The sequence below is a fragment of the Clostridium sp. genome, assembly GCF_021372645.1.
Lineage (GTDB): Bacteria > Bacillota > Clostridia > Clostridiales > Clostridiaceae > Clostridium.
Genome location: NZ_JAJFUC010000102.1, coordinates 1 through 17,410, shown reverse-complemented (window position 1 = coordinate 17,410; position 17,410 = coordinate 1). Strand labels below are relative to the sequence as shown.

12 protein-coding genes, 3 pseudogenes, 3 riboswitches and 1 other annotated feature are annotated in these 17,410 nt (G+C 28.1%); of the genes and pseudogenes, 10 read left to right on the top strand and 5 right to left on the bottom strand.

The annotated features are described in order from the left end of the window. Positions 1-186: 186 nt before the first annotated feature. On the bottom strand, positions 187-840 hold the full coding sequence (locus LLF98_RS15015; RefSeq protein ID WP_291705010.1) for a macro domain-containing protein: 654 nt from the start codon (positions 838-840) through the stop codon (positions 187-189). A gap of 315 nt (positions 841-1,155) precedes the next feature. Beyond that, complete coding sequence (locus LLF98_RS15010; RefSeq protein WP_291705014.1) at positions 1,156-1,803, bottom strand: hypothetical protein; 648 nt, start codon at positions 1,801-1,803, stop codon at positions 1,156-1,158. 606 nt (positions 1,804-2,409) lie between these two features. On the opposite strand from LLF98_RS15010, the gene LLF98_RS15005 reads away from it, so the two are divergent. The 7 genes and pseudogenes from LLF98_RS15005 (at position 2,410) to crcB (ending at position 9,652) form a co-directional block, all read left to right on the top strand. Next, the gene (locus LLF98_RS15005; protein WP_291705008.1) at positions 2,410-3,777 is read left to right on the top strand and encodes an MATE family efflux transporter; all 1,368 of its coding nucleotides are present in this window, start codon (positions 2,410-2,412) and stop codon (positions 3,775-3,777) included. Positions 3,778-3,926: 149 nt separating this feature from the next. Continuing rightward, positions 3,927-4,952 (top strand): phosphodiester glycosidase family protein, encoded by a 1,026-nt coding sequence (locus LLF98_RS15000; protein WP_291705006.1) that lies wholly within the window; start codon positions 3,927-3,929, stop codon positions 4,950-4,952. 98 nt (positions 4,953-5,050) lie between these two features. Continuing rightward, positions 5,051-6,091 carry a hypothetical protein gene (locus LLF98_RS14995; protein ID WP_291705004.1) on the top strand — a complete coding sequence of 347 codons (1,041 nt, stop codon included), beginning with the start codon at positions 5,051-5,053 and terminating at the stop codon, positions 6,089-6,091. 534 nt (positions 6,092-6,625) lie between these two features. Further along, positions 6,626-6,782, top strand: a riboswitch (glycine riboswitch). A gap of 66 nt (positions 6,783-6,848) precedes the next feature. After that, positions 6,849-7,079 (top strand): annotated as a pseudogene (locus LLF98_RS14990) (sodium:alanine symporter family protein); the annotation flags it as partial. Between the two features lie 189 nt (positions 7,080-7,268). Beyond that, complete coding sequence (locus tag LLF98_RS14985; RefSeq protein WP_291705002.1) at positions 7,269-8,651, top strand: amino acid permease; 1,383 nt, start codon at positions 7,269-7,271, stop codon at positions 8,649-8,651. Positions 8,652-8,801: 150 nt separating this feature from the next. Then, positions 8,802-8,866: riboswitch (Fluoride riboswitch) on the top strand. A gap of 103 nt (positions 8,867-8,969) precedes the next feature. Further along, positions 8,970-9,167, top strand: a pseudogene (locus tag LLF98_RS14980) (DUF190 domain-containing protein); the annotation flags it as partial. Positions 9,168-9,274: 107 nt separating this feature from the next. Then, positions 9,275-9,652 (top strand): fluoride efflux transporter CrcB, encoded by a 378-nt coding sequence (crcB, locus tag LLF98_RS14975; protein WP_291705000.1) that lies wholly within the window; start codon positions 9,275-9,277, stop codon positions 9,650-9,652. Positions 9,653-10,638: 986 nt separating this feature from the next. On the opposite strand, the pseudogene LLF98_RS15465 reads toward crcB, so the two are convergent. Then, a pseudogene (locus tag LLF98_RS15465) lies at positions 10,639-11,931 on the bottom strand (voltage-gated chloride channel family protein); the annotation flags it as partial. A gap of 121 nt (positions 11,932-12,052) precedes the next feature. Then, positions 12,053-12,112, bottom strand: a riboswitch (Fluoride riboswitch). A gap of 77 nt (positions 12,113-12,189) precedes the next feature. On the opposite strand from LLF98_RS15465, the gene LLF98_RS14965 reads away from it, so the two are divergent. The 3 genes from LLF98_RS14965 (at position 12,190) to nhaA (ending at position 15,465) form a co-directional block, all read left to right on the top strand. Beyond that, positions 12,190-12,426 (top strand): hypothetical protein, encoded by a 237-nt coding sequence (locus tag LLF98_RS14965; RefSeq protein ID WP_291704996.1) that lies wholly within the window; start codon positions 12,190-12,192, stop codon positions 12,424-12,426. A 329-nt stretch (positions 12,427-12,755) separates the two neighbouring features. Continuing rightward, complete coding sequence (locus tag LLF98_RS14960; RefSeq protein ID WP_291704994.1) at positions 12,756-13,952, top strand: cadherin-like beta sandwich domain-containing protein; 1,197 nt, start codon at positions 12,756-12,758, stop codon at positions 13,950-13,952. A gap of 105 nt (positions 13,953-14,057) precedes the next feature. Beyond that, positions 14,058-14,115: a sequence feature (sodium ion sensor (DUF1646 type); this cis-regulatory element may regulate processes involved in with the transportation of sodium ions), on the top strand. A gap of 129 nt (positions 14,116-14,244) precedes the next feature. Beyond that, positions 14,245-15,465, top strand: coding sequence for a Na+/H+ antiporter NhaA (gene nhaA, locus LLF98_RS14955; protein ID WP_291704992.1), 1,221 nt, complete (start codon positions 14,245-14,247; stop codon positions 15,463-15,465). Between the two features lie 280 nt (positions 15,466-15,745). On the opposite strand, the gene LLF98_RS14950 is transcribed toward nhaA, so the two are convergent. Continuing rightward, on the bottom strand, positions 15,746-16,801 hold the full coding sequence (locus LLF98_RS14950; protein WP_291704990.1) for a galactose ABC transporter substrate-binding protein: 1,056 nt from the start codon (positions 16,799-16,801) through the stop codon (positions 15,746-15,748). A gap of 522 nt (positions 16,802-17,323) precedes the next feature. Next, the coding region (locus LLF98_RS14945; RefSeq protein WP_291705012.1) for a ribbon-helix-helix domain-containing protein at positions 17,324-17,410 on the bottom strand (87 nt) is incomplete at its 5' end.

The window sequence follows — 17,410 nt, the reverse complement described above, 5'->3', positions numbered from 1 at the left end:
AGTAGGCCTATTTGAGTGCGCTTAAAATTCAGAAATCTTCAAATAATTGATGTGATATTATAGGATATTTAGAGATTTCTTCTTTTAATCCGAAAAGGAGCATCGCTCCTGATTAAAATTTAATCATTCTGCGACACTCTCCTTTTTTTGTAAATTGTGAATTGAAAAGTGGCGTCACCGCTTTTGCTATAATTTTTCTTTGTATAGAGATTGATACATATTATAAGTTTTCTCATCTGAACAAATCATAGCAATTTCATCAAAAATATCCGGAGAATTATTAATGAAAGTTAATATTTCATCTAAAGCTATGTTACAACCTTCTTTTAAAGGATAAGAATAAGCACCTGTACTTATGGATGAAAAAGCTATAGTTTTAATTGGATGCTCTTGTATATATTCCTCAAAATCCCTTATTAGAAATTCTTTATGTCTATTTCTAATGAATCCACTTGTATTAAAAAGATAAAGCTTTCTATTTAAAGTTTCATTGCTTTGCTTGGAATAATAATCAGAATAATTAGTTGCCACTTCAAGAACAGAGCGATATGCACTTCTTAAATATTTTTCTTCAGAGCCATTGTTTCTATAAAGGGGACCGACAGTATGTATCACCCAATATACACCAAACTTATTTAAGTCATAAGATTTTGTTATTTTGGCTTTTCCAGTTAAGCAACCATTTAAGTGTCTACATTCTTCTAATAATTTATCTCCACAAGCTCTATGAATTGCACCATCAATTCCACCACCCCCAAGTAAAGAGGAATTTGCGGCGTTTATAATTGCATCAAATTTAAGTTTAGTTATATCACCTAATAGTATTTCAAATTTTGTCAAATAAATCACCTCATAATATGTTATATAAATTCTCTTATTTAATAGTTTACACCTAATTAACTTAAATAAAAATACTAAATTAACCAATAATGTTAAAAATATATTTGATTGTAATTACAAAAGGAAATTGTGAAAATAACAAAAAAAGAGAATACATACATGCAGAAGTTGCATGTATGTATTCTCTCTGGCTTAGTAATTTTTAACATATAAGGCATATTCAAAAAAATAACAAGTCAGAATGCTAGTCCTTTTTGCCTTAAAATATATATCAAAGCATTGACTTATTATTGTATTTAACGTGCTAATTATTTATTAAATAAGTTGATTTTCTAAATTCTTTCTTCTATTATCTAAAGGATTTAAATTTATATGATGCACTTTCATTTCTTCATCAGGTTCCATAATTAGTTCATCTAAACGAATTCTACCATTTGTAGTATTAGCTACAACCATAAGTTCAGAACCTTTTTTATATACAACCCAATTATATTCATCTTTTACTACATTATCTACATCTTCTATAGAAATTAAAGCAGTTTCCTTGTGATTACCAAATTTATCTCTTAAAATTATACCCATAGTTTCATAGTCAATTTTTGTACAATCATTTTTTAAGTTTCTATTATATAATTCTAAGTTTTCTTTTCTGTTATCTAAAGTATTTCCATTTAAATGTTTTATTGGAGCTTTAGAATTAACACCTAAAATTACTGATTGAATAGTTTGTTTAGTTGATATTGTTTTTCCATTAACTTTATCAGTTATTAAGGTTTGAACTAGATAATTATTAAAATCTTTATGCCATTCAGCAAACCAAATTCCTGCTTGTTGAACTCTTTCTGCATCAAATGTATCTATTTTGCAAATAAGTTCAGTTCCATCTTTTTTTAGAATAGTGATTTCAGTAAGAATACCTTTTGTAGTGTATTTATTTTCTTGATTTTTATAATTTGTATTTATTGTTAAGCACCTCTTTCATGATTTTGATGTTTCAATAATATATAAGGTATATTAAATTGCTATTTAGGCACATTCAAAAATAACATAAAGTGAAACTTTTCAGGTGGATTTTTATACTCCAGCTGAATTTAGTTGAACTTATACCCTCAAGGATCACAATGTACCCTCAATAGGCACTGAGTCTAGGGTCGTGCAGTTCTTAGCTCCCATGTAAAGATATAAGAGTGTTAGAAACGCTAGACATTAGATAAAATAAATTATTTTATAAGTTACTTCTTTATTATGACTCATATATACTTGATTTAAACATTATACAGTATATTATTATACCAAATTTAAAATATAAAAGATATACACATCTAAAAAAAGTGCGAAGCATAACCAAGATCAATTCACATCTAAAAAAAGTGCGAAGCACAATTAAGATCTTAACACTTATAAAAAAAAATCTAAGCACAATAATATAATAATTATATTTATAAAATGAAATTTAATTATAGTAAAAATTACTAGACACAATGGCTTGAACTAAGTAGAATAGAAATTAATATAAAAGAAAGCATAAAGTAATACTTTTTAGATAAAACATATGAGGTATCAAGGATTATGATAATTACAAAGAATTTAAAGAACATTGCACAAGATAAAAAATTTATTCGTAAGGCTATAGCTATTACGATTCCAATAGCACTACAAGCTTTATTAAATACTAGTTTAAATCTTGTGGATACTGTAATGATTGGAAGTTTAGGGCAAAATTCTATTGCAGCAGTTGGACTTGCAAACAAAGTTTTCTTTGTTTTTACACTATTGTTATTTGGTATTGTAAGTGGTTCTTCTATTTTAACAGCTCAGTACTTTGGAAAAAATGATATAAAAAATATAAGAAAAGTTTTGGGTATGTCGCTCTTTATTGGATTAATAGGATCAGTTATTTTTGTAATTCCAAGTTTGGCATGTCCTGAAATAGTTATGAGTATTTTTACCCCAAATGAAAATACAATAAAAATAGGAACTTCATACTTGGCTATTGCAGCAATCAGTTATCCATTAACAGCAGTTACTAATGTATATGTAGCACTTTTAAGAGGCGTAAATCAGGTAAAAGCACCTGTTGTAATAACATTAATTTCTATTTTTATAAAAGTAATATTAAATTATATTTTAATATTTGGGCATTTTGGAATACCAGCTTTTGGAGTTCAAGGTGAAGCTATTGCAACGTTAATTGCTAGGGCAATTGAATGTACATGTATCTTATGTATAGTATATTTTGAAAAAGGACCAGCAACAGCAAAACTTAAGGAACTTATATCTTTGAATAAAGAATTTGTAAAACTATATTTCTCAACTGTATCCCCAGTTATTATTAATGAATTTATGTGGGGGTTAGGTATTACAATGTATTCGTTAGTGTATGGAAGAATGGGTGATGGAGCTGTTGCATCTATTACAATAACTCAAACTGTTGAACAAATAATTACTGTTGTTTTCCAAGGAATTAGTGCAGCAGCAGCAGTTATTTTAGGAAATGAATTAGGAGCAAATAAATTAAAAGATGCTGAAAATCATGCAAAATATTTTATTATACTGCAGTTTATGTTTGCTCTAATAATGGCTATAATATGTTTCATTATTAGAATTCCATTGATTAGATTATTTAATGTAACAGATATTGTAGGTGCAGATATAAGTAAATGTTTAAGTGTTTTCATACTTTACTTACCATTTAAAGTGTTTAATTGGATTAATATTGTAGGTATTCTTAGAAGTGGTGGAGATACTAAGGTAGCATTAATGCTAGATATTACAGGAGTTTGGTGTGTTGGTATACCTTTAGCTTATTTAGGAGGAATATTCCTTGGACTTCCTATTTACTTTGTGTATGCAATGCTTACCTTAGAAGAGGTATATAAATTTATTGTAGGTTTTAGGCGATATAAGAAGAAAGTATGGCTTAAAAGTCTGGTTTAAAATATAAAAAAAAGGGAGATATTCTTAAATATAGAAACTAAATTCTATTTTAAGAATGTCTTCTTAATTTTTTTGTAACATCTATGTAATTAATTTGATATATAATAGTAAATAATGGAAAATATAAGTTATATATATTGGAGGAGTATATGGAAAATCAAGTCAACCATAGACATAGAAAGAGAAAAAAGAAAAAAAAATCTAATTCAGTAGTATTTTTAAGTGGGATATTTGATATATTTATTTTTTTAGTAATAACTACACCTCTTGTATTGTTTTTTGGTCCCTATGATAATACAAGAAAAACAGTAATCTCAACTGTACTTGCAACAAGACATGCATATTTAATAAATGATATAATACCACAAGCAACATTAAATAAAATCCTTGGAATAGATGAAACTGAAGGTAATGAAGAAGTTTCTCAAGATATGAAAAAGATAAATGTTAAATATAAAGTGGGAAATGAAATAAATAGATATGATATACATACTCAGAGATTTGATGGATATGTATTAGAAATAAAAAATCCATTAAAGGTTAAGGTTGCAATGACTAAATATTTAGGAAAAATGGGAGAAAAGACAAGTGAAATGGCAACGGATAATAGTGCTGTTGCTGCTATTAATGGAGGATCGTTTGTTGATAAATCTTCTGATGGAACCCTATATGCAGGGACTGGATCTGAGCCAGGTGGATTTGTAATTTCACAAGGTAAGGTTGTATATCCTAAGTCTGGTGCAAATGAAAATAATGTTGAAAATGTTATTGCATTTACAAATGGTGGGGAGCTCATAGTTGGAGATCATACACTAGCACAACTTAAGAAAATGAATGTACAAGAAGCTATGTGCTTTAGAAAACCTAATATTATTATTAATGGAGTTAGACAGATAAAGAATAAAATGGAAGATGGACTTAATCCTAGAACTGCAGTTGGACAAAAAGAAGATGGAACAGTTATATTTTTAGTTATTGACGGAAGAAAAATAACATCCCCTGGAGCAAGTTTATATGATGTTCAAGAAATCATGAAAAATAGGGGTGCTGTTAATGCAGGTGCTCTTGATGGAGGATATTCATCAACAATGTATTACAAAGGTGATTTAATAAATTCTCCTAATGCTTGGGATGGTGAAAGGTCTGTTGCTACAGCATTTTATGTAGAGCAGTAGAAGCCCTAAAGTCTAAAATCAAATTTTAATAATGAGAATTTTGGCACAAAAACTACACTTGACATTTATAATCACTTTATATTTAGGAGCGAGGATCAATGAAAAAAATTAAAAGAAGATTAATGTGGTTTATAATTGCTTTAATATTGCAACAAAGCATATTTTTATATGTTGAAAAGATATATTTATCTACAGATTTAAGTATAAATGCTGAACAAGTTCAAGATCAAGAAAATTTAGCAGATAAGAAAACAGAAATTGATATAAAAAAAGGTTTAAATGAAGTTAAATTATCTTCAGATGGACGATTTATTTCCTATTTAGAAAATAGTAAACTTGAAATATTTGATAGTAATGATAACAAAGAAAAAGAATGTACTGTTGATAATGGCGCAGAAGTTGTGTTTTATAAATGGCTAAATAATGAAGGAAATATGATTGTTATTCAGAAAATAAAGGATAAGGGAGTATATTATTTTGAACCAATGTCTTTTGATGCAAAAAAGGGAGAAGCAAGGGATCTTGCAGATTTTGATTTAAATAAGGTGAGAATTAAGCTTGAAAGCTCAAAAGATGTGGTGGATAATGTAGTATTTTCAACATCAACTCATAGTTTATATATAAAAGTTAAAAAAAGTAATGGAAAATGTGACTTATATTATGCAAATGTAATGAATCAATTAAAAAAGGTTAAAAGTGATAAGGTTATAGGAAATATAGTAGTTCCAACTACTAGCACTAATGCAATAATGGAAGAAGGCTCAAATATAACTATATTAAATACAAAGGAAAATTTATCAATTCCTAATGTTAAAACTTCTAGAATATTAGGAGCAGATGTTAATGATAATGTGTATTTTGGTGAAGTGGCAGATAGCAAGATTAAAAAAATATATTATACTGTCTTATCAGAGAAGAATAGAAAATGGAATGAACTAAAGCTCACTAATCCAGTTAATAAAGAAGATATCACAATTGATTATTCTGGTAAGGTTTATGTGAATAATCAATCTCAAGGTAGTATTTTAGAATTAAAAAGTAACAAATCAATAAAATATAAAGGGAATTTTGTTCAATCATATTCTAAAGGAATTATTTCTAGAGTGGATAATAAATTAATGAAAAATAAATTAGAGTAATTCTTAAGAATGGATACTTCATAGGAATGAGTAATCAATGTTTAGAATCAGTTGATAGAATGGCTGTCCATAATAAACCAGGTGGATTAGAGTCAGTGGGTAGTCATTAAATTATAATCTGATAGTATAAATTTATGAGTGTAATAAGAATAAGCTTCTTGTTACACTCATTTTGATAATAAGGATTTTAGGCATACTAGCTTGTTATTTTTTTGAATATGCCTTATATATGAAATTTATAAAAAAATGGTCCTAAGTATATAACTGTAATGTTAAAAAATGAATATTCGTATTTTATATATTAGATAAAGAAGCAACTATAAGAATACGAATAAATATTTAATTAAATGCATTACAATGACTTAAAAATTTTCAAGAATACTTGCAATAATAAAAAAACCCATATATAATTTAAAAGTAAATCGTAGAACGTTCGGATGAAGGTAGTGGGAGAGTTATTATAATGGAATTTTGTAAAAAATTTTTAATAATGCACCGAAGAGGGAAATCTTTCAGGTAAATAGGACCGCTATTGGACGAGCCTCTGGAGAGACTCATTTAATTATGAGCACCGAAGGAGCAAGGTGATTGTGATAATTATTTTGATTTATAAAAAGAGTTATTTTTGTAAATCATAAAATAAATAATCGTGGTTACTGAAACTCTCAGGTAAAAGGACAGGGGATAGGATTAATCAAGTATAGTTTTTGATTAAACTCTTATTCTCCTCTGTAACAAAAAATAGGAGGATTTTTTTATGTTATTATCAATGACAGGAATTCAAAACTTTTTAGACTCAATTAACAGCATTGTTTGGGTACCTACGTTACTAATTCTTTTAATGGGAACCAGAATCTATCTTACCGTACATCTAGGATTACTTCAATTATTTAAATTGCCTCTTGCTATAAAATTTCTTTTTGAGAAAAATGAAGAAGAGTATAATGCAGAAGGTGACGTTACTAGTTTTGCATCATTATGTACTGCATAAGTAGCTGCTATAACTTGTAGTTAAGTTTTATAACAGCACTGACATCAATAATATTTTTTGGGGCATAATTGAAATAGAAAGTTATATCTCAATGACCCAAATAATAACTCTAGAAAATTGTGATCGCAGTAACACAGATTTAATAACAGTAACATTTAGAGTAACATTTAGAAAGGCGGAATACATATGTCAGAAAATCAAAATTTATCGCGAGGACTAAAAAATCGTCATGTTCAATTGCTTGCAATTGGAGGTGCAATTGGTACTGGATTATTCCTTGGTGCAGGCAGGTCTATTCACTTGGCTGGTCCATCTATTTTATTTGCGTATATGATAACAGGAGTAATTTTGTTTTTTGTTATGCGTGCACTTGGAGAGTTATTGCTTTCTAATTTAAATTATCATTCTTTTGTAGAGTTTGTGTATGATTATCTAGGAGAAGGCGCAGCATTTGTTACTGGCTGGACTTATTGGTTCTGCTGGATTTCACTTGCAATGGCCGATGTAGCTGCCACTGGACTTTATATACAATACTGGTTCCCGAATATAGCTCGATGGGTTCCAAGCCTTATAGTTCTTGTAGTCTTACTAATTATGAACCTTACTGCAGTAAAGTTATTTGGTGAAATGGAATTCTGGTTTGCTTTAATTAAAGTTGTTGCAATTGTATCACTAATTGTAATTGGTACATTTATGATTATTAAAGGATTTTCTACAGATGCTGGTGCATCTAGCTTTACAAACCTTTGGAGTCATGGCGGCTGGTTCCCAAATGGGGCAAATGGCTTTATTCTTTCCTTCCAAATGGTTGTATTTGCTTTTACTGGAATCGAATTAGTTGGTTTAACAGCTGGTGAAACTGAAAATCCAGAACAGGTTATTCCAAAGGCTATTAACAATATTCCAATTAGAATTATTATTTTCTATGTTGGAGCACTTGCTGTTATTATGGGTATATACCCATGGAATTCAATTAATCCAGGTAAAAGCCCATTTGTACAGGTATTTGCTGCAGTGGGAATCGCAGCAGCAGCAAGCATTGTAAATTTTGTTGTACTAACATCAGCTGCATCTGCTTGTAACAGCGGTATCTTCAGCACAAGCCGTATGGTTTACTCTCTTGCTAAAGAAAATAATGCACCTAAGTCAATGAAAAAATTAACTTCTAATCACGTACCTGCTAATGCTACAATGTTCTCTGCAATTGTCATCTTGATTTCAGTTATTTTGAATTATATTATGCCAGAAGGGGTATTTGTACTTATTACAAGTATATCAACATTCTGCTATATCTTTATTTGGGCAATTATAGTTATCTGTCATCTAAAATATCACAAAACTAATCCTGAGCTTGCTGCTAAGAGCAAATTCAAAATGCCACTTTATCCAATCATAAACTATATAATTCTAGCATTTTTTGCTTTTGTTATAGTTACATTGGCACTTAATAACGAAACTCGAGTAGCTCTATTTGTAACACCTGTATGGTTTATAATGCTTGGGATGATTTACAAGATATTTAAATCAAAAAAGAAAAATGAAGAAGATGTAAAAAAAAATATAGCATAGATTAACGTAAATGGGATTTGTCCCTAAAGGTTATAGATTTGAATTTTTATGTTATAATGTATACATTTAGAAGTAATAGTTAAAAATTGCAAAATATTAGGAAATTAATTATACTAATAATAGAGAATATGTATAGTGATATAAAAAAAGCATTCTATAGGTGATGAAGTTCGCCTTTAAATATCTCTTTGGAGATTGATGACTTCTACTATAATAAAATTATAGTAGAAGTCTTTTTATTTTTATATACTAAATATAAATTTGTACTATTATATCGGAGGGGGAAATAACAATGAATAGTTTACTTGGGCTACTGTTACCAAAGGAATTGTAGGATATGGTAAAGATAGAGTTGTACACAAGCAACGAGTATTTTCTTTAAGTGAAAAAATGCCTATTGTGATAGAGTGTATTGTTCCTTCTGAAAATTTAAAAGATTTATTGGATGAACTTAAGAATATTGTTAAGGAGGGAGCTGTATTTACAACACCAATAGATTTAATCATAGATAAATAATAAGAAAAGAATGATATATGTCAATAATACTAACTATGGCATTTAATATTGAAAAAACATATAACAAAGAGAAGTTATAAATTATTTTATTATGGGAGGTGATTAATTTGCAAAAAATTATTTATGTTGGCATTGGAGGGTTTATAGGAGCATCGATTAGGTACTTAATTTCTATGCAATCATCAAAGTTACTTAATTCAGGTATTCCGTTAGGGACATTGATAGTTAATGTACTTGGTGGATTTCTTATAGGGGTAATAATGGAGTTAAGTGCCTCTACAGATTTTATATCTCCAAACTTAAAACTATTTTTAACTACAGGTATTATGGGAGGATTAACAACTTTTTCTACATTTAGTTATGAAACTATTAGTTTAATAACTGATGGAAGATATTTATTAGGAGTTAGTAACATTTTCCTAAACTTATTTTTAAGTTTAGGAGGAGTTATATTAGCTACATCATTATGTAAAATTATGATTTAATGCAAATTAAAAACATATATAAATATTTGTGTATTTATAAAGATATTAGAAAAACTCAAGCAATTATAAACTTAAATTACTTGAGTTTTTTTATTTATGTTTTAATTTATGATTTTAAATTTATAGCAACATATAATATCTTTGAAATTTCTAAATGATTTACCAATATATATGAACATAATTAGATAGTAAATAAATATTTATTATGGTCTAAATAGAATTTTCTGTTCATAATCTTCAGTTATTTGCTCAATAGTATAATTTATTTGAACGCTATTTTTAAAACTATTATTAACCAAGGTGATTTTATCTCTTTCTCCAAAATGTTCTTCAATATATAATTTTAATTTATGATCGCCTTCATATAAATCTATATATCGTTCTTGATCTCTACTTGGAGGAGCTGACCATGTATGTCCGTCAGGATTAAAAGAATTATGGCATAACATTACTTTATCACCATTTTTAACTGAAATGTTATAAATATTTTCTCCTTTAGGGTTTGGAAGTTCACAACTAGATTTCCAGAATTTAAACTGATTCTGTAATAGAATGTGTTTTAGAGAATTACTACAAGCTGTATAGTTATATTTTTGTACATTCTTAGAATGTACAGAGTGTTTATAATCGTGTGGCTTAATAGAATATTCAATTTCAATATTTTTAAATAAATTAGTATTTGTTAAAAATAATTTATCTTTTTTTCCATAAGATTGAGAAATATTAATAGCATGTACTTCTTTATTATTATCATTTAATTCAATATATTTTAATTGTTTATCAATCGGATTTGCTGACCATGTTCCACCATCAGGATTATAGGTATGATGAACAAACCTAACACCTTTTCCGCTACATTTTATTATATATATATTAAGTCCTTCTGAACTAGGCAATTCTATGCTAGAAATTCCAAATTTAAATTGACCAGCAAGGACTGGACTAGCTTTAGATTTTGGTTCTTCAACTTTATTTTTTTTATAATAGGCAAGAGTAGATTCTTTAGGAACTTTAATTAATTTACTTTTACTTGTGCTAATTTTTTGCGAAGTATAAATACCTGAATGACCAGAAAACAAATAACTTATAGCGCAAGTCATAAACATATATTCCATACTGTAAGAACCAAACATTTCTAAGCCTAAAATAAAAGATGTTATAGGTGCATTTGTAGCACCAGCAAATACTCCAATAAGACCTAATGCTGCTAAAAATGATGGCGAAATATGAAGTATACTTGATAAAGTATTTCCAAAGGTTGAACCTATTGTAAATAAAGGAGTAACTTCGCCACCTTGAAAACCAGTACCCAAAGTAAAAGAAGTAAATATAATCTTGTTTAAAAATGCAAAAGGGCTAACTTGTCCAGTAAATGAATCATTAATTAAAGGAAGACTAAGTCCAAGATAATCTCTGCTTCCTATCATATATGTGAAAGCAATTATTATAATTCCACCAACCATGCTTTTAATAGATGAATTTTCAAAACCAAAAGAAAAAACTTCTTTTAATTTATGTGTTAATTCGCTAAATAACTTACTAATTAATCCAAATAGAATTGCAGCAATTATAATTTTTAATAATACAGCATATGTAACATCTGGAATTTGTAAAATATTATAATGGGTATGATGAATCCCCCATGCTTCTGTTACAAGATTCCCAATAAAAGCTGATGCAAAACATGGAATTAGTCCTCCATAACTCATTGTTCCAAGAGTAGCTATTTCTAGTCCCAATATAGTGCCAGCAAGTGGGGTACCAAATACAGAGGCAAAACCACTGCTAATTCCACACATTAGAATAATCTTAGTATCTATTTTATCTAATTTTAATAAACGTCCAACACCTTCTGATATACTTGAACCAATTTGTACACCAGTACCTTCTCGTCCAGCAGAACCTCCAAATAGATGGGTTATAAAAGTTCCAAGGAAAACTAAAGGTGCCATACGCAGGGGAATATGACCACTACTATTGTTAATTTTATCTATAATTAAATTATTACCTTTTGATGAAGTCTTTCCATATTTAGAATATAAAAAACTAACAAAGGCACCTCCAATTGGTAGAATAAAGAGTAACCAAGGGTTATTATTTCTTAAAGTTGTTGCAATTTCTAGACTTTTTAAAAAGAAAGCTGCAACAGATCCAGTTAAACAACCAACAATTGTACTTACAAGAATCCATTTTAAAAATGATATTCCAAGAATTGCACTCATGCTTAAATTTTTAAGGAATACAATCGCTTTTAGTGTTTTAGAATTATTGTTATTCATTATTATGCTCCTTTCTGATTATGGGTTCACATATTGTAAATAAGATATATCATCTACTTAGTTTGTGTGTGGAGTTTGTTTTATTTAATAAAAAAGACCCCTACAAAAAACGGATTACCGTTATTTTGTAGGAGTCATTAGCATTACGCAGTTAAAGGTGAACTCCATCACCTGACAATATATTGATTATAATAACATGATTAATTTGTTTTAACAACTTATATGTATACTAAAAATCGCTAAAATATTAAATTAAATTTGATACTAAACGATATCATTAGATGTTACGAAGGAATTGTAATAATAACAATAATTCTCTTGATTATTTCATTTTACAAAGATAAGAAAAAAACTAAAATAGCACTTAAAAAAGCTTGGAAGTCATTTGAAAATATTTTGCCTGAATTTTTAGGAGTTATAATGTTTGTAGGCGTATTATTAGCTGTATTAGATGCACAAGTAATATCAAAAATTATTGGAAGTAATTCTGGATAGTTTGAAGTGATAGCTACAGCATTAATTTTAGGTACTTTTTATATGGGATTTTTTGTTTGTATTTATATTAGAATTCCTTATATATGATAAATACTTAAATTTCTCCTAAAAAGGTACTTAGAATAAATTGGATAATTGTATTATATAATGTAAGTGTAGGATATTAGAGTATTATATTATCATTCCAATTAATTAAAAAATGTAATCATAGGAAAAGTAAGTGATTAAATAATTAATATTGCAAGTAAAAAATTAGTAATAATTTAAAGTAATATTAATATACCAAATTAGCGGTAGATAGTACTATATTATACAAGGAGGAAGATAATATGAATAGAAATATTAAGAAAATAATTGCAGTTGCACTTACAGTTAGTGCTTTTAGTGTAATTGCGCCAGCAACAAACTTAAATTTAATTACAACTAAAGTATATGCAGCAACTGGTGATTTAACAAGTATTAAAGTAAAAACTTCAAGTGGGAGTACTATAAAAACTTATAGTGATAATGATTATAAAAGTAAAAATGAAGTAGATGATGATGAAATGGATGATGATGGAATTTATTATGCAAAAACCACATCAGATAAAATAAAAATAAGTACAAGAGGAGTTAGCTCAAGTTATGTCAGAATATTTAAAGGAAAAAGTAGTTCTACTAAAGGAGTAAAAACAAGTAGTACTATTGATTTATCATCAGCATCAACAACTACACTTGTAATAAGGACATATGCTAAAGATCCAGGTACTGTAAAATATAGTGATGATTCATTTGTAAGTGAATATACAATTAAAGTAAAATATACTGGAAGTTCATCTGACAGTGAAGAAGAAAATGGAGATGTGTATTTAAAGACTCTTACTTTAAGTGATGGAAGTTTAAGTTTTTCAAAAAATACTTCTAGCTATAATGTTAATGTGCCTGAATCAGCGAGTGAAGTTAAAATAACTGCAAAGCCAGATTGTGATAGTGATGAATATGAAAATTATGAAGTTACAATAGATGGAAAGACAGTGGATCAAGATGATAAATTCAAGAAGACAGTATCTTTAAAAAAGGGAATTAATGAAATAAAAGTTACTGTTGAAGAAGATGATGATGAAATAAGAACATACACGTTAAATATTACTAGAGGTGAAACTACTACAACTGTTAAGGCCAATCAATGGATACAAGTAAATGGATTATGGCAATATAATGATTCAAGTGGAAATCCAGTAAAGAATAACTGGTTCATTGATAGAAACTATGGAAAAGAATATTATTTACAATCAAATGGATACATGGCTACTAGTTGGTTAAATTACAGCGGAAGTTGGTACTATTTAGGCACTGATGGAGCTAAGAAAACAGGCTGGCAATCAGTGGGTGGAACTTGGTACTATCTAGATTTACAAGGAAAAATGCAAACAGGATGGATTAAGGATAATGGAAAATACTATTACTTAAACAATAATGGTTCTATGGCTTATAATACTACAATTAGTGGATATAAATTAGGTGCTAATGGAGCTTGGATTGGATAACCTTGAATAACGTAGGAAAGTGCAAATTTAAGATACAAATGTTGATTATTCTATTAAAATATAATATAATAAATGCTATAGAAATAAATGAATATAACTAGGTACGGTTGGACAAATTTTATAATTTGTTTTCAAGCAATTTTAGTTTCTGGGGTGGGAAACTCTATTAAGAGTATTCCCACTTCTTTTTGTTGCAATTTTTAACAATTAAAATTGAAATAAAAAATAATTATAATTTTTTTATTTAAACTAAACTTTTAGGGGATACCTAATAATATGAAGGAGATTAACTATGAAAAAAAATGTTTACAACAAAATTTTAAATCCATTTTTACGCTTTTTTAAAAATGAATCTGCTAGTGGTATAATACTTTTAATTTTTGCAATTGCTGCAATAATAATTGTTAATTCTAGTTTTTCAACAACATACGATAATATACTAAGTACACATATAACTATTGGATATAAAGACTTTTCGCTATCAATGTCAGTTCTTCACTGGATTAATGATGGATTAATGGCTATATTTTTCTTAGTAGTTGGTATGGAAATAAAGAGAGAAGTGGTATTTGGAGAGCTTAAATCTCTTAAAAAAACCATATTACCAATCTCAGCTGCTATAGGAGGTATGATTGTACCAGCGATTATTTATGCATTATTTAATTATAAAGAAACAACTATTACAGGTTGGGGAATTCCAATGGCAACTGATATTGCATTTGCTTTAGGAGTGCTCTCTTTGATAGGCAGAAAAGCACCTAAAGGAATAGTAGTTTTTCTTACAGCTTTAGCTATAGTTGATGATTTGGGAGCTATTATAGTAATTGCTATATTTTATACTAGTCAAATTTCTTGGATTGCTCTTATTATGGGCGTAATTGTTTTTATTGCTCTTATATTAGCTAATAGATTTAAAGTTAAATTTATATCTGTATATGTTATTTTAGGTATACTACTATGGATTTTTGTTTTAAAGTCAGGTATACATGCAACGATTGCTGGAGTATTACTTGGAATGGCATTACCTGTTGGAAAAACTGTTGATGAATTTGAAACATCAATTTTATATAGGATTGATGAAACTTTATCTCCATGGTCTTCTTTTATAGTTATGCCAATATTCGCATTAGCAAATTCAGCTATTACTATTGATGTTAAAAGTATTTCAACACTTATATATAATCCTGTTAGTTTAGGGATTATATTTGGTCTTGTTATTGGTAAACAAGTAGGTATATTTGGAGTTTCATATACTTTAGTAAAATTAAAAATTGCTAAACTTCCATCTAAAGTAACCAAAAGACACTTATATGGTGCAAGTGTTCTTGGTGGTATTGGATTTACTATGTCCATATTTGTTTCATCTTTATCATTTTCAGATAAAAATATATTATCTACTGCAAAAATAAGCATTATAATTGCTTCAATTTTAGCTGCTATATTAGGTACGATAGTTTTTAAACTTATAAAACTTAAACGTGAAAATAAATATATTACTCATAAGAAAGTATAGGTGAATAGAGTGAAAGATACACCAGAACGCTGAAAAATTAACAGAAATTATGGAAAAAAGTGCGACCTTAATTAAGATCTTTATAGACTAAAAAAAATTAATATAATTTCCATATTGTAAGATAGTATTTTCTTTTTATTCCAACGTCTTGAAGCATTTTAGGTAATTATTGGGGTTGTTGCAAAATAGAAATTATATTTCTATTTTGCGACAGCTCCATTCTTAATATTATAAATATAGATCTATTTATTTGTATATTCCTCACCTAGTAAGATTACATTTATAAAAACATATTTTTATACAAATAATCTGTTTGAGGAAGACGAATTGCAACTCGTGTGTCATCAAGTTTGTATTTTGTACCTTCAACAGGATTTTTATAAGCAACTAAATTCATTCCACAAGCATACAAAGCATCTGCATAATCCTTAGGATATTCATAAACCGAACCTAACATATATCCTTTTTCTATAAAGTCTTTTGCCACTGGCGTTACATCAACTCCAACCACTGGAATTGTTTTTGATTTATCTCCCTTATTATACCCGTATTCTTGTAACGCTTTAATGGCACCTATAGCCATAGTATCATCATTTGAAATTATCACTTCAATTTGATCACCATATTTTCCGAATAATGATTTGATATCCTTATAAGCCAAATCCTCATTCCAGTCACAAATTTTAAGTGCAACTTCTTGTGTTTTAATTCCAGCAGCGTCAATTGTTGAAACAGAAGATTTTGTTCTTTGAATTGCTTCTTTATTATCACTTTCACCTTCTAACATAACATATTGCATTATGTTATCGTTATTTTTATCAATACATTGTTTACTAGTCTTCCATGCATCAACAAGCATTTTCCCTTGAATCATTCCAGTTTCTTTTCCATCTGTTCCTATATACAAAGCTCTATTATAAGATTGTATAGGTATTGGTGTAATAGGTTCCCTATTAAATAGAATTACTGGAATATTAGTTTGTTTAATTTTATTTATAACTCTTTGAGCATCCCCTTTATTAACTATATTTAATAATATAAGATCAGTACCTTCTTTAAGTACTTTATCAAGTTCTTCATCTTGGATAGCTTGATCTGACTTACCATCATAGAAAGTATATTCAACCTTACCTGGATTTTCTTTTTGAATATCTTCTAAATCTTGACGAATTTCTGAAATTAAATCATCAGTAAAATCCTGTAAGAATGCAGCTACTTTTACTGGTTTTCCTGGTGTTGTAATAGTACTTACAGCTTTTTTACTGAAACCTATTAATGTAACACTAATCATAAATACAACTATAATCGTTGTTAATATTCCTTTTAATCTTTTCATTTTGTCCTCCATAATTATTAAGCAAATTATCTTACAAAACTTTTAATTTCTATTATATATATAAGTTGCGATAATGAACTTATATTACAGTCAATGGCACAGAACTAACACTTAAGTATGCACTGTAAAATCTTTAACACAACTTATTATAGATAGATTATCATTTAATATGAATTTCAATTTCTTCACATTATTAAGTACTTTCTTAATTAAATATAATATTATTATCTGTTTAATCAGAAAAAATTATACAAAATAAAGGTAAAGTGTACCACAAAAGCGTTTATAGTACGATATTATTTAACACAAAAAAAGAATTAAATCCTAAGTCTCATTTTTTAATTTATTTATAGTGCTTGTATTATAAGCATAAATCAATTTCAATATACAAAAGTGTACTGATTGTGAAATAAGAGTCACAATTAGCACACAATTTTAATTACTAGCAATGATACAATTTAAAAGATGTTAGAAGAAATCCCCTATGGTCTTTAGCCTAGGGGATGAATTCGTCACAAATAATTAACTTTTATGTTTTTTTAGTAAGTCTTCTAAAGCTTCATCTAAGAGTTTAGAAATTGGTATTCTAGTTTTCTTCGAAAGGTCTTT

What these genes read in the sequence shown, in the direction of transcription:
- LLF98_RS14985 (WP_291705002.1), top strand. Translation starts at nt 7,269, where the DNA reads ATGTCAGAAAATCAAAATTTATCGCGAGGACTAAAAAATCGTCATGTT.
- nhaA (WP_291704992.1), top strand. Translation starts at nt 14,245, where the DNA reads ATGAAAAAAAATGTTTACAACAAAATTTTAAATCCATTTTTACGCTTT.
- LLF98_RS14950 (WP_291704990.1), bottom strand. Translation starts at nt 16,801, where the DNA reads ATGAAAAGATTAAAAGGAATATTAACAACGATTATAGTTGTATTTATG.
- LLF98_RS15000 (WP_291705006.1), top strand. Translation starts at nt 3,927, where the DNA reads ATGGAAAATCAAGTCAACCATAGACATAGAAAGAGAAAAAAGAAAAAA.
- LLF98_RS14995 (WP_291705004.1), top strand. Translation starts at nt 5,051, where the DNA reads ATGAAAAAAATTAAAAGAAGATTAATGTGGTTTATAATTGCTTTAATA.
- LLF98_RS14960 (WP_291704994.1), top strand. Translation starts at nt 12,756, where the DNA reads ATGAATAGAAATATTAAGAAAATAATTGCAGTTGCACTTACAGTTAGT.
- LLF98_RS15005 (WP_291705008.1), top strand. Translation starts at nt 2,410, where the DNA reads ATGATAATTACAAAGAATTTAAAGAACATTGCACAAGATAAAAAATTT.